Origin of the sequence: Streptomyces sp. PA03-1a, from assembly GCF_033792805.1 — a bacterium.
In the GTDB taxonomy this organism is placed as follows: domain Bacteria; phylum Actinomycetota; class Actinomycetes; order Streptomycetales; family Streptomycetaceae; genus Actinacidiphila.
Window position 1 is genome coordinate 34,274 of sequence record NZ_JARAVO010000014.1, and the last position, 19,658, is coordinate 53,931.

A 19,658-nucleotide genomic window follows, 5' to 3' on the forward strand; every position below is an offset into this window, starting at 1 on the left:
CCGGTGCTCGGCGCCCCGCGCTCAGCGCAGTTGGGGCGACCGTCCGAAACCCGAGGCCAGGGGCATGCGCAGGCCGAGCGGGGGAGGGGCGGCCAGTGCGTCGGCGACCGGGCGGGCGAAGGACCGCCCCAGCAGGGTGCCGAGGACGAAGTCGGCGGTCAGGGAGGCGACTTCGGCCCGGTGGTCGTGGAGCAGATGGCCGTCGGTGTGGACCTCGAACCGGCACACGTCCCGGTTGACCTTCTTCAGGCGTTCGGCCAGCCGGTAGGAGAGGTCGGGGTGCGTGGAGTCGTCGTTCGTACCGTGCACGATCAGGATGTGGCGGCCTATCAGCTGCTTCACCGGATCGGGCTCCGGGGCGTCGGGCAGCCACGGGGCTATGGCGACCGCCGAGTTGACGGCCGGGTGGCCCGCCGCGTGCAGCGCGGCGCGGCCGCCCATGTCCATGCCGACCAGCGACACCGGTACGTCACCGTAGCGGCGGACGACCTCGTCGACCGCCCACCGCGCGTCCTCGGCCGGGTGGGCGTGACCGCCGTTCCAGCCGCGGAAGCGGTAGTGCACGACGTGCACGGCCAGGCCCTCACCGCGGCCCGCGGCCCGCACCAGACGGCGGGCCAGCGGCACCATCGCCGCGGCGGCCACGGGGGAGCGCCGACGGGTGCTCAGCGCACTGCCGCCGGGCAGCAGCAGCACGGCGGCACGGACCGCCTCGTCGTCCGTATCCCGCCGTGCCGCCGGGTTCAGACCCGGTGTCACTCTCTTCCCCAACCGCGCACCACGCACCGGTAAAGCTTGCGAAGCCATGGCGTAACCATGGCAGACGGGAAGGTGTGCACGACCTGGCCGGGAGGTCAATATTCGGCATCATCCAAGAGCTCTACGCGCGTAGGGGGTATGTTTCGGAAATGACGAGCTCAAGCACGCTCCCCTTCCCCGCGGGCGCTGCGGGGGCCACCCCCACGCCCGAGCAGATCCGCCGCGCGCCCAAGGTGCTGCTCCACGACCACCTCGACGGCGGCGTCCGCCCCGGGACCGTCGTCGACCTCGCCCGCGCGTCGGGCTACGACGGCCTGCCGGAGACCGATCCGGACAAGCTCGGCACCTGGTTCCGCGAGGCCGCCGACTCCGGCTCGCTGGAGCGTTACCTGGAGACGTTCTCGCACACGGTCGGCGTCATGCAGAGCCGCGAGGCGCTCACCCGGGTCGCCGCCGAGTGCGCCGAGGACCTCGCCGCGGACGGCGTCGTCTACGCCGAGGTGCGCTACGCCCCCGAGCTCCACGTCGAACGCGGGCTCTCCCTCGACGAGGTCGTGGAGGCCGTCAACGAGGGCTTCCGGGAAGGCGAACGGCGGGCCCGCGAGGCGGGCGGCCGGATCCGGGTGGGCGCCCTGCTCACCGCGATGCGGCACGCCGCCCGCTCGCAGGAGATCGCCGAACTCGCCATCCGCTACCGCGACCGGGGCGTCGTCGGCTTCGACATCGCGGGGGCCGAGGCCGGCTTCCCGCCCACCCGCCACCTCGACGCCTTCGAGTACCTCCAGCGGGAGAACTTCCACTTCACCATCCACGCCGGCGAGGCCTTCGGCCTGCCCTCGATCTGGCAGGCCCTGCAGTGGTGCGGCGCCGACCGGCTCGGGCACGGCGTGCGCATCATCGACGACATCGAGGTCGCGGACGACGGCACGGTCTCCCTCGGGCGGCTCGCCAACTACGTGCGCGACAAGCGCATCCCCCTGGAGATGTGCCCCACCTCCAACCTGCAGACCGGCGCGGCCGCCTCGTACGCGGAACATCCCATCGGGCTGCTGCGCCGACTGCACTTCCGGGTCACGGTCAACACCGACAACCGCCTGATGAGCGGCACGAGCATGAGCCGCGAGTTCGCCGAACTGGTGGCCGCCTTCGGCTACACGCTCGACGACATGCAGTGGTTCACGGTCAACGCGATGAAGTCCGCCTTCATCCCTTTCGATGAACGTCTCGCGATGATCAATGACGTGATCAAGCCCGGATACTCGGAGCTGAAGGCCGAGTGGCTGTTCCGCCAGACGGCCGCCGCCACCGTCGTGGCCAGCGATTCCTTGCCGGAAGAGGGATGAGACCCGGGCCGTCCCGCCGTGCGGCGGCGGGGCGGCCCAGGCCGCGTGCGGCCGCGCGCGGCCGCTTGCACCGCCCCGCGTCCCGTCGATACGTTCCGAAATCCCGCGAACACGTTCCGTGTGTGCCGCGGCGGACGCACCATCCCCCATCACGAGGATCGCAACCATGAAGACCGGAACCGTCAAGACTCTCGGTGCCGCCGCGCTGGGCGTGGCCTTCGTCGGGGCCGCCGCGGGCGTCGCCTCCGCCGCTCCTACGGACACCAACCTGGGCCTGCCGAACGCCTCGGCCCTGCCGGCCTCCGTGCCGGTCGCCGACGTGGCGAAGTCGGTCCCGGTCGGCGCCGTCACCAGCGGCCTGCCGAAGACCGCCAACATCGTCCCCGGCGTGCAGAACGCCCCCACGGGCCTGAGCACCCTGCTCGGCGGCCTCCCCGTCGGCGGCCAGTTGCCGCTGGGCCAGTTGCCGCTGCAGGGCCTGCCGATCGGCGGCTGAGCACCACCCGGACGAACGCCGGACGGGCCGCGCCCCCTCGGGGTGCGGCCCGCAGGTGTTCCGGGGCCCGTGGCGTCACACGGCGGTCTTCGCGTGTCCCTCGTCCGGCAGCAGCAGCCACAGCGCGAGGTAGAGCAGGAACTGCGGCCCGGGCAGCAGGCACGACAGCAGGAAGATCACGCGCATCGTGGTGGCGGAGGTGCCGAACCGGTCTGCGAGTCCGGCGCAGACCCCGGCGATCATCCGGCCGTGACGGGGGCGGACCAGTGCGGACATGGCGGTGCTCCTTCGGGAGTCCAGGCCGGTCTCTCCGGCCGATGACATCACCGTACGAGCGCATACCGTCGTGAATCGTCGCTCTACGGTGCGATCCCGACCCTGGGAATCCTCGGGGTCCGCCCCTGAGCACCGGTCAGCCGGTCCTCCCGGCGGACGCTGCGCCGGTGCACCCAGGCGCGGGCCGCGGGCACCACGGCGAGGTGGGCCAGCGCGACGCCCGCCGTGTTGAGGAGCAGGGCGTCCACGTCGAAGATCTGGCCCGGCACCCCGGTCTGCACGAACTCCAGGGCCAGCGAGATCATCAGCCCCGCGAAGACCGTGCGGGCGAACGAGCCCGGTGCCGACACCCGCACCCGGCCGCCGGCCATCGGCAGCAGCACGCCCAGCGGGGCCAGCAGCGCCAGCCCCGCGCCGATCCGGCGGGCCGCCTCCGCGGGCCCCATGGCGAGGTCGGAGCGGATGGAGGCGAACGGACGGAGGTTGGGGGCGTCCACCCAGGGCACGTACTGCGGACGCAGCATCAGCCACCCCACCAGAGCCAGATGAACCGCGGCGAGTACCAGGCCCACCGCGCGCACTTTCGGGAGAGAGCCGTCGCGCCGCACGCCTGGAAGGACGTCTGTCACTTCACGGCGGTTCCAGCGGTTTCCGCCGCCTCGGGGTCGGTGCGCAGGTCCCCGGTGCAGGTGAAGCGGCGCACCGGGGTGTCGTCGGAGCCGCCCAGGAGCACCCCGCCGCTGCCGGAGCCCGCGGCCGTACCGGCGTACGTGCACACCACCTGGGCGAGCGCGAACGGCGGCAGGTCGCCCAGCGGGGCGCTGAGCCGGAGCGATCCGCGCGGGTCGTCGCGGCGCGGTCCCTCCACGGCCAGGTCGCCCTGCACGGCCGTGGTGAAGCCGGCCGCGGACTCGCCGCCGCGCGGCTTGCGCTGCAGCTCGCGCAGGAGCAGCACGGCCATGCCCAGCTGGTCCAGGCCCCCGGTCCGCACCGAGCGGTTCACCGCGGCCACCTGGGCGCTGCACACCAGGAACACCCGGGCGGCCGGGCCCTGCGGCGACGCGGAGGCCGTCGCCGTGGGGCTCGCCTCCTCGTCCGGCACCGCGCAGGAGACACGGGAGGGCGCGGGCCCGGCGTCCACCGGCACCGAGGTGGTGCGGATGCCGCAGCCGGCCAGCAGGACCACGCCGAGCAGGATGAGGAGCGGGGCGCGCCGGCGACGGCGGGCGGCACCCGCGGACGGGAGACCCGGGGCGTCCGGGGCGGCGCCCCGGGACGGCTGCGTCACTTGCTCTCGTTCCCTTCCTCGGTCTCCGCCGCCTGGCCGGCCCCGGTGCGCATCGGCAGGCGCAGCGTGAACACCGCGCCGCCACCGGGGTTGTTGGCCGCGGCGATCTCTCCGCCGTGGATGTGCGCGTTCTCCAGGGCGATGGACAGGCCCAGGCCGCTCCCCTCGGAACGGGCCCGGGAGGCGTCCGCCTTGAAGAACCGGTCGAAGACGTGCGGCAGCACCTCCTCCGGGATGCCGGGGCCGTTGTCGGCGACCTCGACGACGAGCTCGTCCCCGTCCTGCCGCACCTTGACGCGGACCGGCGAGCCGCCGTGCTTGAGGGCGTTGCCGATCAGGTTGGCCAGGATCACGTCGATGCGGCGCGGGTCGAGCAGCGCGATGATGCCGCGCGGCGCGTCCAGCTCCACCGCGTCGAGCCAGGCACGGGCGTCGATGCAGGCGGTGACGAGGTCGGCGACGTCGACGTCGTCCATGACCAGGCGTGCGGTGCCGGCGTCGAAGCGGGTGACCTCCATCAGGTTCTCCACCAGCTCGCCCAGCCGCTTGGTCTCGCTCACCACCAGCCGCACCGCGGGGGCGATCATCGGGTCGAGGGAGTCCGCCTCGTCCTCCAGCACCTCGGTCACGGCGGTGATCGCCGTCAGCGGGGTGCGCAGCTCGTGCGACATGTCGGCGACGAAGCGGCGGCTGGCCGCCTCGCGCTGGCTGAGCTCGTCGACACGTCGCTCCAGCCGTTCCGCGGTGCGGTTGAACGTCCGTGACAGCTCGGCGAGTTCGTCGGTGCCGGTGACCCGCAGCCGGGTGTCGAGCTTGCCCTCGCCGAGCCTCCTGGCGGCGTCGCCGAGGCGTGCCACGGGCCGCAGCACGGTGGAGGCCGCGGCCTGGGCCAGCAGCGCCGCACCGATCAGGGCGAGGGCGGTGGCGATGCCGAGCGACCAGGCCAGCGAGTTGAGGTCCTTCCGCTCGGCCTCCAGCGACTTGAACATGTAGCCGGTGGGCCCGCCGCCGATCACCTTGGCCCCGCCCACCAGGTACGGCTGTCCGTTGCGGGTGACCCGCTGCCAGTACAGGTGGTACTCGGCGGGGTCGCCCTCCTTGGGGTTGCGCTTGCTGACGGCCTTGCGCAGCGTCGCGGGGACGGCGTCCAGCGAGAAGCCGTCGCTCTGCGACTTGGTCGCGCAGCGCTCGCCGTCCGGGCCGGTGCCGATCAGCAGCACCTGGTAGGTCTGCGTGCTGGTGCCGATGCTGCGCGCGGCGTCCGCCAGTTTGTCGCAGGACGGGTGCCGCGGCAGCGAGCCCGCGTTGCGGGTCATCGAGGCGCGGAAGTCGTTGAGCGCGGCGTTCTGGGCGCGGGTCAGCACGGCGTCGCGGTTGAGCCAGTAGGCGATTCCGGAGGCGGACACGGCGGCCGCCAGCGCCACGGCGGCGAAGACGGCGACCAGGCGCAGCCGCAGGCTGGTGAGCCGCAGCAGCCGTGATCTCCAGCCGCTCAGCCGCTGATCCGTCGTGGTGTCACCGGTGGTGTCCTCGTGGTGCGGTTGACTCACGCCGGCGCGTCCAGGCGGTACCCGACACCCCGGACGGTACGGATCAGGGTCGGCGACGAGGGCACGTCCTCGATCTTGGCCCGCAGCCGCTGCACACAGGCGTCCACCAGGCGCGAGTCGCCGAGGTAGTCGTGCTCCCACACCAGGCGCAGCAACTGCTGCCGGGACAGGGCCTGCCCCGGGCGGCGGCTCAGCTCCAGCAGCAGCCGCAGCTCGGTCGGGGTGAGCTGCAGGTCCTCGCCGTTCTTCGTCACGGTCATCGCCGAGCGGTCGATGACGATGCTGCCGAAGGCGGCGGCGTCGGTGCTGTCCCGCTCGCCGCGGCGCAGCACGGCGCGGATGCGGGCGTCCAGCACGCGCGGCTGGATGGGCTTGACGACGTAGTCGTCGGCTCCGGACTCCAGACCCACCACGACGTCGATGTCGTCGCTGCGCGCGGTCAGCAGGATGATCGGCAGCTGGTCGGTGCGCCGGATGCGCCGGCACACCTCGAAACCGTCGATGCCCGGGAGCATGACGTCCAGCACGATCAGGTCCGGTCGCTGCTCGCGCAGCAGCTTCAGCCCGTCCTCGCCCGTGGCCGCGGCCACCACACGGTGGCCTTGGCGCGACAGGGCGAGTTCGAGGCTCGCTCGGATGGCGTCGTCGTCCTCGATCAGCAACAGGAAAGGCACGCCCGCATTCTCTCCCAAGTGGACCGTGGAAGGTACCGCCGTCGTCTGTGACGGGGCTGTGACACTCGGCGGACAACGCCATGAAACTGGCGCGGGAAGCTATTGGTCATCGACGGGGACGCCTACCGGGCGGCCCCCGCCGGACGGGTACGAAGACCAGGCCGGCTCCACCCACGGGGGGCGCGAAATGAACGCACTGCACAGCACGACGACCACCGCAGTCCTTCAGCCGCGCCTGCACACCGCGGGCCGGGGCGTCGAGAAGTCCGGTGCCACGGGCGGGCGGGGGTGCGCTCGTGGCACCGGGCGTCAGGTGGTCCGCACCCGGCCGCCGTACATCACGGCGATCGAGGGCGGTCACGGGGGAGACGGGGGGCACGGGGGCGTCGTCCACGGGGAGGCCACGGGGGCCCGGGAGATCCCGGGGGAGCGGTGCTTCACGGCGGACGCGGACTTCACCGCCTACGTCCAGGAACGCCGGGCCTCCCTGTACGCGACCGCCTACCACCTGACGGGCGACCGCTTCGAGGCGGAGGACCTGCTGCAGAGCGCGCTGTTCTCCACCTACCGGGCCTGGGACCGGATCAGCGACAAGGCCGCGGTCGGCGGTTACCTGCGCCGGACCATGACCAACCTGCACATCAGCGCCTGGCGGCGCCGCAAGCTCAACGAGTACCCGACCGAGGAGCTGCCGGAGACGGCGGGCGAGACGGACGCGATGCGCGGCACCGAGCTGCGGGCCGTGCTGTGGCAGGCGCTGGCCAAGCTCCCGGAGCCGCAGCGCACGATGCTGGTGCTCCGTTACTACGAGGGCCGCACCGACCCGGAGATCGCCGAGATCCTCGGCATCAGCGTCGGCACGGTGAAGAGCAGCATCTGGCGCTCCCTGCGCCGGCTGCGCGAGGACGCGACGCTCAGCGCGGGCGTCGACGAGGAGGCGGCGTTCGGCGAGCTGGTCGCCTGACGCCGGGGGGAACGGGGAACCGGGGGGTCCACGGGGGAATCGGGGGAAGCAAGAGGGAGCGGTCGCGCACAGCGGGGGGTCTGTGCGCACCGCTCCCTCACGCATGTCCATACGGACCCGCGCGCCGTTTCGTTCAAACCCGAACGGCGACCGGTGGAAAAGATGCGCGACCGATCCGTTCCAGTGCCTCGTCCCGGTCGCACACGTGCGCTCCGAGCGCCGCGTGCCGGGCGACGATGCCCCGCTCGGCGCGCATCAGGTTCCAGCCGCGGCGCAGCAGGAAGGACAGCGACTTCCGGCCCTCGCGCAGGTCCCGGACGAAGCGGCGGCGGGCGGTGGTGACCGCGCCGCGGCTCAGGCACAGCGCGTCGGCGAGCAGGCCGAGTTCGGCGCAGCGCGCGACGATGTCGGCGGCGAAGATGCCCTCGGCTATGAAGAGCGGCGCCCCATCGAGGCCGACCTCCGCCCCTCCGGTGATGGAGCTGGAGGAGAGCTCGTACACCGGGACGGCGGTCCGGCCCGTGGCGCACAGCTCCGCGACGGCGGCGACGGCCGCGTCGGCGTTCCAGGACAGCGGGGAGTCCCAGTCGGCGCCGATGCCGCTCGGCAGCATCGGGAGGGACGGGTCGTCACCCTCCTTGTAGAAGTCGTCCAGACGCAGGACCGGCAGGCCGGTCCTGGCGGCGAGGGAGGACTTGCCGGACCCGGAGGGGCCGGTCAGCAGGATCACGCGGGCGGCGGGAGGGCGAGAGCTCACGGGACACCAGTGTGACGCATTCAGCCTTTGGGGTGACCCGCCGGGACATGCTTTGGATGCGTGATGTTCAACCAACTACCGTGAGTGACGTCATTGTCGCGTACGGGGACGGCCGCCGCGCCGTCCCGGGACCGGTCCGTACGCGGGCCGGGGACCAGGCAGGTGGATCCTCATGCCGCAGTTCTCCCGCACCCTTCTCCGCGCCACCGTCCTCGCGGTGTCGTCCGTCGCGGCCGTCGCCTCGGCCGGGGCGGCGCACGCGGACGCCCGGAGCGAAGGAGCGGCCACGGCCGCCAAGGCCGGCCGGGCGGCGACGTCGGCCCTGATCGGCACGGTGAACCACCTGCCGGTGAACCCGTTCGCGCAGACCAGCGTCAACCCCCTGGACAACGCCGTGGGTTCGCAGGTCGCCGACTTCAAGCCGGTCTCCACCGCGGACGTCACCAAGCCGGTCGCCGACAGCCGCTCGGTCGCCGACCTCCCGCTGATCGGCGACACCGTCAGGACCCTGCAGGGCGGCTGACGGCGCGCGAACGCGTACGGCGGCGGGCCCCCGCGGGGACGCATCGGTCGCGGGGGCCCGCCGCCGGGCCGTGCGGGCGGTGCCGGTCCCCCGGCGACGGGACGGGCCGCCGGGGGGACCGGGTCAGTAAGCGGAGCCCGAGGCCGCGCCGGCACCCGCGGGGTGCCAGACGGTCTTGGTCTCCAGGAAGGCCGTCAGGCGGTCCGTGCCGGGCTCGGCGGCCCAGTCCACAGCCTGTGGACGGAGCACGCGCTTGAGGTTGTCCGCGGCGGCGACCTCCAGCTCCTTCGCCAGCGCGGCGTCGTCCACCGTCCCCGCCAGGTCGAGCGCGTTGACGTCCATGTGCGCGGCGAGCGTCGGCGCGACCTCGGACGTGCGGCCGGACAGGATGTTGACGACCCCGCCCGGCAGGTCGGAGGTGGCCAGCACCTCGCCCAGCGACAGTGCGGGCAGCGGGGCCCGCTCGCCGGCCACCACGACCGCGGTGTTGCCGGTGGCGATCACCGGGGCGACCACCGAGACCAGGCCGAGGAAGGACGACTCCTGCGGCGCGACGACCGCGACGACCCCGGTCGGCTCGGGGCTCGACAGGTTGAAGTACGGTCCCGCCACCGGGTTGGCGCCGCCCACGACCTGGGCGATCTTGTCGGTCCAGCCGGCGTACCAGACCCAGCGGTCGATCGCGGCGTCCACCACGGCCGCCGCCTTGGACTTCGACAGCCCCTCGGCCTCACCGACCTCGCGGACGAACTGCTCCCGGCGGCCCTCCAGCATCTCCGCGACGCGGTAGAGGATCTGCCCCCGGTTGTACGCGGTCGCGCCCGACCAGCCCGCGAAGGCCTTGCGGGCGGCGGACACCGCGTCACGGGCGTCCTTGCGGGAGGACTGCGGGGCGTTGGCGAGCCACTTGCCCTTGGCGTCGGTCACCTCGTACACCCGCCCGCTCTCGCTGCGGGGGAACTTGCCCCCGACGAACAGCTTGTAGGTCTTGAAGACGGACAGCCGCACCGTCTCGGACTTCTCAGACATCGAGGTACGCCTCCAGGCCGTGGCGGCCGCCCTCGCGACCGAAGCCCGACTCCTTGTAGCCGCCGAAGGGCGAGGTCGGGTCGAACTTGTTGAACGTGTTGGCCCACACCACGCCGGCCCGGAGCTGGTTCGCGACCGAGAGGATGCGCGAGCCCTTCTCCGTCCAGATGCCGGCGGACAGGCCGTACGGGGTGTTGTTGGCCTTCTCCACGGCCTCGGCCGGGGTGCGGAAGGTCAGCACCGACAGGACCGGGCCGAAGATCTCCTCGCGGGCGACCCGGTGCGCCTGGGTGACCCCGGTGAAGAGCGTCGGCGCGAACCAGTAGCCCGCGGAGGGCAGTTCGCACGCCGGTGACCAGCGCTCGGCGCCCTCGGCCTCGCCGGCCTCGGCGAGCGCGGTGATCCGGGCCAGCTGCTCGGCGGAGTTGATGGCGCCGATGTCGGTGTTCTTGTCCAGCGGGTCGCCGACGCGCAGCGTCGACAGCCGGCGCTTGAGCGCGTCCAGCACCTCGTCCGCGACGGACTCCTGGACCAGCAGACGGGAGCCCGCGCAGCAGACCTGGCCCTGGTTGAAGAAGATGCCGTTGACGATGCCCTCGACGGCCTGGTCGATCGGCGCGTCGTCGAAGACGATGTTGGCGCCCTTGCCACCCAGCTCCAGGGTGACCTTCTTCCTCGTACCGGCGACCGTGCGGGCGATCTGCTTGCCGACGGCGGTGGAACCGGTGAAGGCGACCTTGTCGACGCCCTCGTGCGCGACCAGCGCGGCACCGGCGTCCCCATAGCCGGGGAGGATGTTGACGACGCCCTTGGGCAGGCCCGCCTGGCGGCAGATGTCGGCGAAGAACAGCGCCGACAGCGGGGTGGTCTCGGCCGGCTTGAGGACGACCGTGTTGCCGGTGGCCAGCGCCGGGGCGATCTTCCACGCCAGCATCAGCAGCGGGAAGTTCCACGGGATGACCTGGCCCGCCACGCCCAGCGGACGGGGGGCCGGGCCGAAGCCGGCGTGCGCGAGCTTGTCGGCCCAGCCGGCGTAGTAGAAGAAGTGCGCGGCGACCAGCGGGAGGTCGGCGTCGCGGGTCTCCTTGATCGGCTTGCCGTTGTCCAGCGACTCCAGGACGGCCAGCTCGCGCGAGCGCTCCTGGACGATCCGGGCGATGCGGAACAGGTACTTGGCGCGCTCGGAGCCCGGCAGCGCCGACCACGACGCGAAGGCCTTGCGGGCGGCCCCGACGGCCCGGTCCACGTCCGCCTCGCCGGCCCGGGCGACCTCGGAGAGGACCTCCTCGCTGGACGGGCTCACGGTCTTGAAGACCCGGCCGTCGGCGGCGTCGGTGAACTCGCCGTCGATGAACAGGCCGTAGGAGGGGGCGATGTCGACGACGGAGCGGGACTCGGGCGCCGGCGCGTACGCGAAGGCGGAGCCCGGCTCCGGCTGTCCGGCCGGCTGGGTCCGCTGGGGCTGCTGGTTCTTCTTGGTCTGTGTCATCGGGGTTCTCAGTCCACCGTCACGTAGTCGGGACCGGAGTAGCGGCCGGTGCTCAGCTTCTGGCGCTGCATGAGCAGATCGTTCAGCAGGCTGGACGCGCCGAAACGGAACCACTCGTTGCTCAGCCACTCGTCGCCCACGGTCTCGTTGACGAGGACCAGGAACTTGATGGCGTCCTTGGAGGTGCGGATGCCACCGGCGGGCTTCACGCCGACCTGGACGCCGGTGGCGGCGCGGAAGTCGCGCACGGCCTCGAGCATCAGCAGGGTGTTGGCGGGGGTGGCGTTGACCGCCACCTTGCCGGTGGAGGTCTTGATGAAGTCGGCGCCGGCGAGCATGCCGAGCCAGGAGGCGCGGCGGATGTTGTCGTACGTGGCCAGCTCGCCGGTCTCGAAGATCACCTTGAGGTGGGCGGAGCTGCCGTCGGGACGGCGGCAGGCCTCCTTGACCGCCTTGATCTCCTCGAAGACCTTCAGGTAGTGGCCGGCGAGGAAGGCGCCGCGGTCGATGACCATGTCCACTTCGTCGGCGCCCGCGGCCACCGCGTCGGCGGTGTCGGCGAGCTTCACCGGCAGCGCGGCGCGGCCGGCCGGGAAGGCGGTGGCGACGGACGCGACGCGCACGCCGGAGTCGCCGAGGGCCTCCTTGGCGGTCGCGACCATGTCCGGGTAGACGCAGATCGCGGCGACCCGGGGGGTCGTGCGGTCGGTCGGGTCCGGGCTGACGCCCTTGGCGGACAGCGCCCGGACCTTGCCGGGGGTGTCCGCGCCTTCGAGCGTGGTCAGGTCGATCATCGAGATCGCCAGGTCGATGGCGTACGCCTTCGCCGTGGTCTTGATCGAACGGGTGCCGAGGCTTGCGGCGCGGCCTTCGAGGCCGACCGCGTCGACGCCGGGCAGCCCGTGCAGGAAGCGGCGTAGCGCGGCGTCGGAGGCCGTGACGTCGGCCATGGACGCCAGCCGGGCCGCGGCGTCGGGGCCGTGAGCGGGAACAGTGGTGGGCATGGTCACCACACCAGCATATCTACGCGCGTAGCGAATGTCACCGGTCGGAACGGGCCCGACTGTCCCCGTACGGGGGGCCCGGCAACCGAATCGGCGGAACCGGTGGTCTGGTGGGTGAAGGGGGTCATCGATGAATCCAGACGACGAGGCGGAGTTCCAAGGCTACGTCCGTGCCAGATGGACCCATCTGGTCAGGACCGCCTATCTGCTCACGGGTGACCGGCATCACGCCGAGGACCTGGCGCAGACCGCGCTGGCCAAGGCCTACCGGTCCTGGCGGCGGGTGCAGCGCAGCGACAATCCGGACGCCTACGTGCGACGGATCCTGATCAGCTGCAACAAGGACCGGTTCCGCAAGAAACGCGTGGCCGAACGGCTCACGGACGTACCGCCCGAGGGCGCCGGAGCCGATCCCACGGCACGGGTGGCGCTGCGGGAGGAGCTGCTGGCGGCGCTCGGCGAGCTGCCCGCACGGCAGCGGGCCGTGGTCGTGCTGCGGTACTGGGACGACCTGTCGGAGACCGAGGTGGCCCATGCGCTGGGCTGCTCGGCCGGGACGGTCAAGAGCCAGGCGGCCAGGGGCCTGGCCAAGCTGCGGGCCCGGCTGGGCACGGCCGTGGCGGCCGCGGAGCCTGTCGCCGTCGGGGCGGCCGCAGGGACGAGGACGGGGCCATGGGGCCCGGCGAAGGACACGAGGGTCGAAGGAGGGGTCCGATGAGGGACAAGGCAGACACGGCGGGGTTCGGCCCCGCGGACGGCGACACGGAGTTCGAGGCGCAGCTGCGCGAGCTCCTCGAGGAACAGACGGACGGGTTGCGCACCGGCGAGGCGCCCTACGCCACGATCGTGCGCCAGGGCAGGACGAGCCGCAGACGCCGGGTGTTCGCCGCCGGGGCAGGGCTGGCGGCGCTGGTCGCGGTGCCGGGCACGGCCGTCGCGATGCACTACCAGCCCGGCGGTGCCGGCACGACCGCGCTGCCAGCCCACGACGCCCGGCCGTCGGTGACGGCGAGCGCCGTCCAGCCGCGCACCTCCGCCACGGCGCGGGCGAGCGGGCCCGAAGGTCCCGCGACGCCGGGGCAGCTGGCGGACGGGATCACGATGGAGCGGGCGGGCGAGGTGCTGGAGAGGTGCCTGGCGTACGGCGGGCAACACCAGCCCAAGGCGTCCGCCTTCGCCGGCGACTACGGGAAGGCCGAGGACTACCGCGTGATCCTCGCGCTGAACGCCACCGGCGACGAAAACTCCCCGGGCGACGGCATCCGTGTGGTGGCGGTCGGCACCGTGGACGGCGCCCCCGCCCGCCTGATCTGCACGGACAAGGACGGGAAGGCGGGCGGCATCAACAGCAGCGTCGGAGCGGACGGCGCCCCGGGCCGCGGGCCCGTCGTGCCGGACGAGAACGCCTACCGGCTCTACAAGCAGGACGGCACCACCGGCCCGGGGCTGCCGTACCACTTCCCCTTCCGCTGGGGCAGCATCGGCACGGTCGAACCCGGGGTCGCCAAGGTCACCGTCTCCTGGGGCGGCGTCACCCGGCAGGCGGTGCTCGACCACGGCTACTTCGTCGCGACCGGGGTCCTCGCCGCGCCGGAGGATTCCCTGCCGCACATCCAGGGCTACGACGCGGCGGGCAAGCGCGTCTACGACTCCAGGGAGGACAAGGGGTACCAGTAGGCGGCCGCTGACGCCGATGCACTAACGCAACCTCCGTCCCGCGGGGCGCAGGGCCGGGGTCAGGCACAATCTGATCTCATGACGAGTTCCGAGAACCCCGCCCCCGAACCGCAGCCCGACCCCGGGCAGCCGAAGTACGCCGAGCGCTCCTACCGCTCGACGGCCGGCGTCGTTGGCGGCGTGCTCATGCTCGCCATCACGCTGTGGCTCGGCATCGACGCGATCGTGCGCGGTACGGGCGACACGCCCTGGGTGGCCCTCGCACTGCTGCTGCTGATCGTGCCGCTGGTCGTCGCGTTCACCCTGCGTCCGGTCGTCCTGGCCGGTGACGACCGGCTCCTGGTGCGCAACCCGTTCCGCACCGTCACCGCGCCCTGGAGCGCCGTGGAGGGGCTGCGCTCGGGGTACTCGACGGAGCTGTTCGCGGAGGGCAGGAAGTACCAGTTGTGGGCCGTCCCCGTGTCGATGCGCGCCCGCAAGCGGGCCGCGCGGGCCAAGACGCGCGCCGCCGCGGCGGGCGACCCGGGCGCGACGCTGGGGTCCCGTCCCGGTGCCACGGAGTCGACCCGGGCCTGGTCCGACCGGGTCGTGGACGAACTGCGCGAGCTCGCGGAGCGGCACGGCGGCCGCGAGGGCGCGCAGGGCGAGGTCACGGTCCGCTGGGCGTACGAGGTGATCGCCCCGGCGGTGGCGGGGGCGGTCGTGCTGATCGTCCTGCTCGCCATCGGCTGAGCCGCCGGACCGGGCGCACACCCCGACGCCCCGGTCGTGCCCGAGCGGGCACGACCGGGGCGTCGGCGTTGTCGGAGCGTCAGGCCTTCGCCGCGGCCTCGTCCCGGGGGAGCCCGGCGGCGGTCGCGAGGTCGGCCTTGACGGCCGCGAGGACGTCGGCGGCCTGGGCGCGGACGGCGGCCAGCCGGTCGGCGCCCGGCACGGGCAGCACGACCTCCAGGTAGCACTTCAGCTTGGGCTCGGTGCCGCTCGGCCGCACGATCACGCGTGCCGACTCCACACCGGCTCCCGGGGAGCCGGCCAGCCGGTAGCGCAGGCCGTCGGTCGGCGGCAGCTCCGCGCTGCCCTTGGAGAGGTCCTCGGCGGTGACGACGGCGAGACCGGCCAGCGAGCTGGGCGGCCGCTCCCGCAGCCGGCTCATCGCGTCGTCGATGACCGACAGGTCGGCGACCCGCACCGAGAGCTGGTCGGTGGCGTGCAGTCCGTACTCCAGGGCGATGTCGTCCAGCAGGTCGGAGAGCGTACGGCCCTTGGCCTTGAGCTCGGCGGTCAGTTCCGCGACCGCCAGGGCGGCGGTGACGCCGTCCTTGTCCCGCACGCCCACGGGGTCCACGCAGTAGCCCAGGGCCTCCTCGTAGCCGAACCGCAGGCCCTCCACCCGGGAGATCCACTTGAAGCCGGTCAGGGTGTCGGCGTAACGCAGCCCCGCGCGGGCCGCGATGCGCGAGAGCAGGGAGGAGGAGACGATGCTCGCCGCGAAGGTTCCGCTGGCCCGGCGGTGCACCAGGTGGGTGGCGAGCAGCGCGCCGACCTCGTCGCCGCGCAGCATGCGCCAGCCGTCCGCGGCGGTGCGGTCCGGCACGGCCACGGCGCAGCGGTCGGCGTCGGGATCGTTGGCGATGACGATGTCGACGTCGGGGCCGAGGGCCCGGGCCGCGGCGAAGGCCAGGTCCATCGCCCCCGGTTCCTCCGGATTGGGGAAGGCGACGGTCGGGAAGTCCGGGTCGGGCTCGCCCTGCTCGGCGACGACGTGCGGGGCGGCGAACCCGGCCCGCTCGAAGGCGGCGGTCAGCACGTCGCGGCCGACACCGTGCAGGGGGGTGTAGACGACCGAGATGTCGCGCGGGGTGTGCCGGTCCACGACCGCGGCGGCGCGGTCCAGGTAGGCCTCGACGACCTCCTCACCGAGGAGCTGCCAGCCCTCGTCCGCCAGCGGGACGCCGGTCAGCGGGCCGATCGCGGCGATCTCGTCGGCGATCCCGGCGTCGGCGGGCGGGACGATCTGCGAGCCGTCGCCCAGGTAGACCTTGTAGCCGTTGTCACGGGGTGGGTTGTGGCTCGCGGTCACGGCGATGCCCGCGACGGCGCCCAGGTGACGGATCGCGAAGGCCAGCACCGGCGTGGGCAGCGGCCCGGGCAGCACGGCCGCCCGCAGGCCCGCGCCGACCATGACGGCGGCGGTGTCACGGGCGAAGTCCACCGACTTGTGGCGGGCGTCGTGACCCACGACGACCAGCCCGTCGCCCTGGCCCTGCGCCTTGAGGTACGCGGCGAGACCGGCGGCGGCCCGGATGACCACGGAGCGGTTCATGCGCATCGGGCCCGCGCCGACCTCCCCGCGCAGCCCCGCCGTACCGAACTGCAGGGTGCCGGAGAACCGGGCCGCGAGGTCCTCGGCCGCCGCCGGGTCGCCCGACTCGACGGCCGTGAGCAGCGCCTCCAACTCGGCCCGGGTGCCGGGGTCCGGGTCCTCGGCCAGCCAGGTGCGCGCCTGAGGGATCAGCTCCGCCTTCTCGCTTGCGCTTGCCACGTGATGCTCCTGCGATGTCGTCTTCGGTGCCGCCCGCGCCCCGCGCGGGTCGGCCTGGGGCCTCCGGCCCGTCCTGCCCGCGGCCGTTGCCACAGCGGGAGGCCGCGCGGCGGGATCCCGTCCGGCCGGGCGGCGGTGGAGCGGGCTGCCGCGACGGGCGCCGCCCGGTTACCTCCCCGTGGCGCGCCTTCCCTAACCAGGGTGCGGGCACCCCCGGGATCGCGCGCGGCGTGCCCGTACGGGTGCGCCGGCCCGCCCCACCGGGGGGTGCGGGGCGGTCAGATGCGCTCGAGCACCTGGGCGAGCAGGCTGCCCATCCGCGCGGCGGAGTCGCGGCCGGCCTCCAGGACCTCCTCGTGGTTCAGCGGCTCGCCCGTCATGCCGGCGGCGAGGTTGGTCACCAGCGAGATGCCGAGCACCTCGGCGCCCGCCTCGCGGGCCGCGATGGCCTCCAGCGTGGTGGACATGCCGACGAGGTCGCCGCCGATGACCCGGACCATCTTGATCTCGGCCGGGGTCTCGTAGTGCGGGCCGGGGAGCTGGACGTAGACGCCCTCCTCCAGGGAGGGGTCGACCTCCTTGCACAGGGCGCGCAGCCGCGGCGAGTACAGGTCGGTGAGGTCGACGAAGTTGGCGCCGACGATCGGCGAGGCGGCCGTCATGTTGATGTGGTCGCTGATCAGCACGGCCTGGCCGGGACGGTAGGTGGGGCGCAGCCCGCCGCAGCCGTTGGTCAGGACGACGGTCTTGCAGCCGGCGGCCACGGCGGTGCGCACGCCGTGCGCGACGGTGGCGACGCCGTGGCCCTCGTAGAAGTGGTTGCGGCCCAGGAAGACCAGCGCCCGCTTGTCGCCGATCCGCACCGAGCGCACCTTGCCGGAGTGCCCGGCCACGGCGGGCGGCGGGAAGCCCGGCAACTCGGTCACGTCGAACTCGTACTCGGCCTCGCCGAGGGCGTCGGCGGCCGGCACCCAGCCGGAGCCCATCACCAGGGCGACGTCGTGGGTCTCGCCGCCGGTCAGCTCGCGCAGCCGGGCGGCGGCGGCCGTGGCGGCGGCGTACGGGTCGCCCAGCGGGGTTCGGGCGGCGTGGGGAGTTGCGGAAGAGTTCACGCGGATGAGAGTAGCCGGTTCTCTCCTACGCGCGTAGACGTCCCAGGTCACGGTCTGCGAAATTTCGGAGGATCCGCCGATTGACGGGCCCTGCGGGACCTCCCGGACGTCCTGCGGCCGTCGTTGCCGGCGGGTCAGCAGGGACGCTTGCGCAGTTCCATGACGTAGTCGTGCGGGGCGCCCGCGGACTCCGCCGCGTCGGCGATCTCGCCGAGGTAGCGCGCGGACGGCAGGCCGCCCTCGTAGTCGTTGAGGACGTACAGCCACGCGGGCACGTCGCCGTCGAGGGTGTGCACCCGCGCCATGTGGCGCCGGTAGATGCCCAGCGGGACGCCCTCCCAGCGGTCCATCGGCTCCTCGTCGACCGGGGCGATGTCGTACAGCCCGACGAAGACCTGGTGCAGCGGGTCCTCCACCAGGGTGGCGAGCGCGCCCTCCCAGCCCATCTGCTCGCCGCCGAAGGTGAGGCGCCAGCCGCTGAGCCAGCCGGTGCCGCGCAGGGGCGAGTGCGGGGCGCGGCGCGTCATCAGCCGGGCGTCGAGGTTGCCGGCGTAGGCGGCGTAGAGCGACATGGTCATGAGAGTACGACAGCGGGGCACCGCCCCCGTAAGTGATCACTTGGCGCGTGCGGGACAATGGGGTACGTGACTCGGATCGTGATCATTGGTGGCGGACCCGGCGGATACGAAGCGGCCCTCGTGGCCAGCCAGCTGGGCGCGGAGGTGACCGTCGTCGACTGCGACGGTCTGGGCGGGGCTTCGGTGCTCACCGACTGCGTGCCGTCCAAGACCCTGATCGCGACGGCCGAGGTGATGACCACCTTCGACTCGTCGTACGAGGAACTGGGCATCATCGTGGCGGACGACACACCGCACGTCGAGCAGGCCGCCCGGGTCGTCGGCGTCGACCTCGGCAAGGTCAACCGGCGGGTGAAGCGCCTCGCGCTCGCCCAGTCCCACGACATCACCGCCTCCGTCACCCGTGCGGGTGCCCGGGTGATGCGCGGCCGTGGCCGGCTGGAGGGCATGCAGGCGATCGACGGCTCCCGCACGGTCATCGTCGAGGCGGCCGACGGCACTTCCGAGACCCTCACCGCCGACGCCGTCCTGATCGCCACCGGCGGCCGCCCCCGCGAGCTGCCCGACGCGAAGCCGGACGGCGAGCGGATCCTCAACTGGACGCAGGTGTACGACCTGGACGAGCTCCCCGAGGAGCTCATCGTGGTCGGCTCCGGTGTGACCGGCGCCGAGTTCGCCGGCGCGTACCAGGCCCTGGGCTCCAAGGTGACGCTCGTCTCCTCCCGCGACCGCGTCCTGCCCGGCGAGGACCCGGACGCGGCCGCCGTCCTGGAGGACGTCTTCCGCCGCCGCGGCATGAACGTCATGGCCCGCTCCCGTGCCGAGTCCGTCAAGCGGGTCGGCGACCGCGTCGAGGTCACCCTCTCCGACGGCCGGGTCATCACCGGCAGCCACTGCCTCATGGCGGTCGGCGCCATACCGAACACCGCCGCCATGGGCCTGGAGGGCGCGGGCGTCAAGCTCAAGGACTCCGGCCACATCTGGACCGACAAGGTCTCCCGCACCTCGGCCCCCGGCGTGTACGCGGCCGGTGACGTCACGGGCGTCTTCGCGCTCGCCTCGGTCGCGGCCATGCAGGGCCGGATCGCGATGTACCACTTCCTGGGCGAGACGGTCGGCCCGCTCAACCTCAAGACGGTCTCCTCGAACGTCTTCACCGACCCCGAGATCGCGACCGTCGGCTACACCCAGGCCGACGTCGACGCGGGCGTCATCGACGCACGGGTCGTCAAGCTCCCGCTGCTGCGCAACCCGCGCGCCAAGATGCAGGGCATCCGGGACGGCTTCGTGAAGCTGTTCTGCCGTCCGGGCACCGGCATCATCGTCGGCGGTGTGGTCGTCTCGCCGCGCGCGAGCGAACTCATCCACCCCATCTCGATCGCGGTCGACAACAATCTGACCGTCGAACAGATGGCGAACACCTACACGGTCTACCCGTCGCTCTCGGGCTCGATCGCCGAAGCCGCACGGCAGTTGGCGACCCGCAAGGCGGCCGGGGAGCTCTGACGCCCGCCTCCGGGGCCGGTGCCGGTCGCCACCCGGGCGAATGCCCTCGTCTCTATAGCACGGGACGTCCGGCACTGCGAACAACTTCTGT

Annotated in this window: 21 protein-coding genes; 8 read left to right on the forward strand and 13 right to left on the reverse strand. The window is 73.0% G+C overall.

The features are described 5' to 3' along the window. Positions 1-21 precede the first annotated feature (21 nt). The gene (locus tag PV341_RS04965) at positions 22-807 is read right to left on the reverse strand and encodes an alpha/beta hydrolase (protein ID WP_500326662.1); all 786 of its coding nucleotides are present in this window, start codon (positions 805-807) and stop codon (positions 22-24) included. 101 nt (positions 808-908) lie between these two features. On the opposite strand from PV341_RS04965, the gene PV341_RS04970 reads away from it, so the two are divergent. Further along, entirely contained in the window at positions 909-2,102 is a 1,194-nt protein-coding gene (locus PV341_RS04970) for an adenosine deaminase (protein ID WP_500356838.1), read from the forward strand. 166 nt (positions 2,103-2,268) lie between these two features. Beyond that, on the forward strand, positions 2,269-2,598 hold the full coding sequence (locus PV341_RS04975; protein WP_500326666.1) for a hypothetical protein: 330 nt from the start codon (positions 2,269-2,271) through the stop codon (positions 2,596-2,598). A 75-nt stretch (positions 2,599-2,673) separates the two neighbouring features. On the opposite strand, the gene PV341_RS04980 is transcribed toward PV341_RS04975, so the two are convergent. The 5 genes from PV341_RS04980 to PV341_RS05000 form a co-directional block, all read right to left on the reverse strand. Beyond that, positions 2,674-2,874, reverse strand: coding sequence for a PspC domain-containing protein (locus tag PV341_RS04980; protein WP_499513615.1), 201 nt, complete (start codon positions 2,872-2,874; stop codon positions 2,674-2,676). 83 nt (positions 2,875-2,957) lie between these two features. After that, positions 2,958-3,446 carry a VanZ family protein gene (locus PV341_RS04985; RefSeq protein WP_500326668.1) on the reverse strand — a complete coding sequence of 163 codons (489 nt, stop codon included), beginning with the start codon at positions 3,444-3,446 and terminating at the stop codon, positions 2,958-2,960. Between the two features lie 53 nt (positions 3,447-3,499). Beyond that, the gene (locus PV341_RS04990; RefSeq protein ID WP_500326670.1) at positions 3,500-4,162 is read right to left on the reverse strand and encodes a hypothetical protein; all 663 of its coding nucleotides are present in this window, start codon (positions 4,160-4,162) and stop codon (positions 3,500-3,502) included. After that, positions 4,159-5,712 carry an ATP-binding protein gene (locus tag PV341_RS04995; RefSeq protein WP_500326672.1) on the reverse strand — a complete coding sequence of 518 codons (1,554 nt, stop codon included), beginning with the start codon at positions 5,710-5,712 and terminating at the stop codon, positions 4,159-4,161. The genes PV341_RS04990 and PV341_RS04995 overlap by 4 nt, the downstream gene beginning before the upstream one ends. Next, positions 5,709-6,386, reverse strand: coding sequence for a response regulator (locus PV341_RS05000; RefSeq protein WP_026251393.1), 678 nt, complete (start codon positions 6,384-6,386; stop codon positions 5,709-5,711). Before PV341_RS05000 ends, PV341_RS04995 begins: the two co-directional genes overlap by 4 nt. Before the next feature lie 187 nt (positions 6,387-6,573). On the opposite strand from PV341_RS05000, the gene PV341_RS05005 reads away from it, so the two are divergent. Further along, positions 6,574-7,350, forward strand: coding sequence for a SigE family RNA polymerase sigma factor (locus tag PV341_RS05005; protein WP_500326674.1), 777 nt, complete (start codon positions 6,574-6,576; stop codon positions 7,348-7,350). A 133-nt stretch (positions 7,351-7,483) separates the two neighbouring features. On the opposite strand, the gene PV341_RS05010 is transcribed toward PV341_RS05005, so the two are convergent. Then, positions 7,484-8,107, reverse strand: a complete 624-nt coding sequence (locus PV341_RS05010) for an ATP-binding protein (RefSeq protein WP_500326676.1) — start codon at positions 8,105-8,107, stop codon at positions 7,484-7,486. Positions 8,108-8,279: 172 nt separating this feature from the next. Here PV341_RS05010 and PV341_RS05015 point away from each other — a divergent pair, with 172 nt between their 5' ends. Beyond that, the gene (locus tag PV341_RS05015; RefSeq protein WP_499513621.1) at positions 8,280-8,630 is read left to right on the forward strand and encodes a hypothetical protein; all 351 of its coding nucleotides are present in this window, start codon (positions 8,280-8,282) and stop codon (positions 8,628-8,630) included. Positions 8,631-8,753: 123 nt separating this feature from the next. Here the strand turns inward: PV341_RS05015 and PV341_RS05020 are convergent, their stop codons facing one another. The 3 genes from PV341_RS05020 to deoC are packed head-to-tail and all read right to left on the reverse strand — an operon-like array spanning position 8,754 to position 12,152. Further along, positions 8,754-9,659, reverse strand: a complete 906-nt coding sequence (locus tag PV341_RS05020) for an aldehyde dehydrogenase family protein (protein ID WP_500356840.1) — start codon at positions 9,657-9,659, stop codon at positions 8,754-8,756. After that, positions 9,652-11,148, reverse strand: a complete 1,497-nt coding sequence (locus PV341_RS05025; protein ID WP_500326680.1) for an aldehyde dehydrogenase family protein — start codon at positions 11,146-11,148, stop codon at positions 9,652-9,654. The genes PV341_RS05020 and PV341_RS05025 overlap by 8 nt, the downstream gene beginning before the upstream one ends. An 8-nt stretch (positions 11,149-11,156) precedes the next feature. Further along, positions 11,157-12,152 (reverse strand): deoxyribose-phosphate aldolase, encoded by a 996-nt coding sequence (gene deoC, locus PV341_RS05030; protein WP_500326830.1) that lies wholly within the window; start codon positions 12,150-12,152, stop codon positions 11,157-11,159. A gap of 130 nt (positions 12,153-12,282) precedes the next feature. On the opposite strand from deoC, the gene PV341_RS05035 reads away from it, so the two are divergent. The 3 genes from PV341_RS05035 to PV341_RS05045 all read left to right on the forward strand — a co-directional run bounded on the left by PV341_RS05035 (position 12,283) and on the right by PV341_RS05045 (position 14,561). Further along, a complete protein-coding gene (locus PV341_RS05035) occupies positions 12,283-12,870 on the forward strand; it encodes a SigE family RNA polymerase sigma factor (RefSeq protein WP_500326682.1) in 588 nt (195 codons plus the stop codon). After that, positions 12,867-13,829 (forward strand): hypothetical protein, encoded by a 963-nt coding sequence (locus PV341_RS05040; RefSeq protein ID WP_500356842.1) that lies wholly within the window; start codon positions 12,867-12,869, stop codon positions 13,827-13,829. The genes PV341_RS05035 and PV341_RS05040 overlap by 4 nt, the downstream gene beginning before the upstream one ends. Positions 13,830-13,907: 78 nt before the next feature. After that, positions 13,908-14,561, forward strand: coding sequence for a PH domain-containing protein (locus tag PV341_RS05045; protein WP_500326686.1), 654 nt, complete (start codon positions 13,908-13,910; stop codon positions 14,559-14,561). Between the two features lie 79 nt (positions 14,562-14,640). Here the strand turns inward: PV341_RS05045 and PV341_RS05050 are convergent, their stop codons facing one another. The 3 genes from PV341_RS05050 to PV341_RS05060 all read right to left on the reverse strand — a co-directional run bounded on the left by PV341_RS05050 (position 14,641) and on the right by PV341_RS05060 (position 18,055). Then, the gene (locus PV341_RS05050; protein WP_500326688.1) at positions 14,641-16,371 is read right to left on the reverse strand and encodes a phospho-sugar mutase; all 1,731 of its coding nucleotides are present in this window, start codon (positions 16,369-16,371) and stop codon (positions 14,641-14,643) included. Between the two features lie 278 nt (positions 16,372-16,649). Further along, complete coding sequence (locus tag PV341_RS05055; protein WP_499513628.1) at positions 16,650-17,483, reverse strand: purine-nucleoside phosphorylase; 834 nt, start codon at positions 17,481-17,483, stop codon at positions 16,650-16,652. Positions 17,484-17,617: 134 nt separating this feature from the next. Next, positions 17,618-18,055, reverse strand: coding sequence for a gamma-glutamylcyclotransferase family protein (locus PV341_RS05060; protein ID WP_499513629.1), 438 nt, complete (start codon positions 18,053-18,055; stop codon positions 17,618-17,620). Positions 18,056-18,118: 63 nt separating this feature from the next. Here PV341_RS05060 and PV341_RS05065 point away from each other — a divergent pair, with 63 nt between their 5' ends. Next, complete coding sequence (locus PV341_RS05065; RefSeq protein ID WP_499513630.1) at positions 18,119-19,567, forward strand: NAD(P)H-quinone dehydrogenase; 1,449 nt, start codon at positions 18,119-18,121, stop codon at positions 19,565-19,567. Positions 19,568-19,658: the final 91 nt, after the last annotated feature.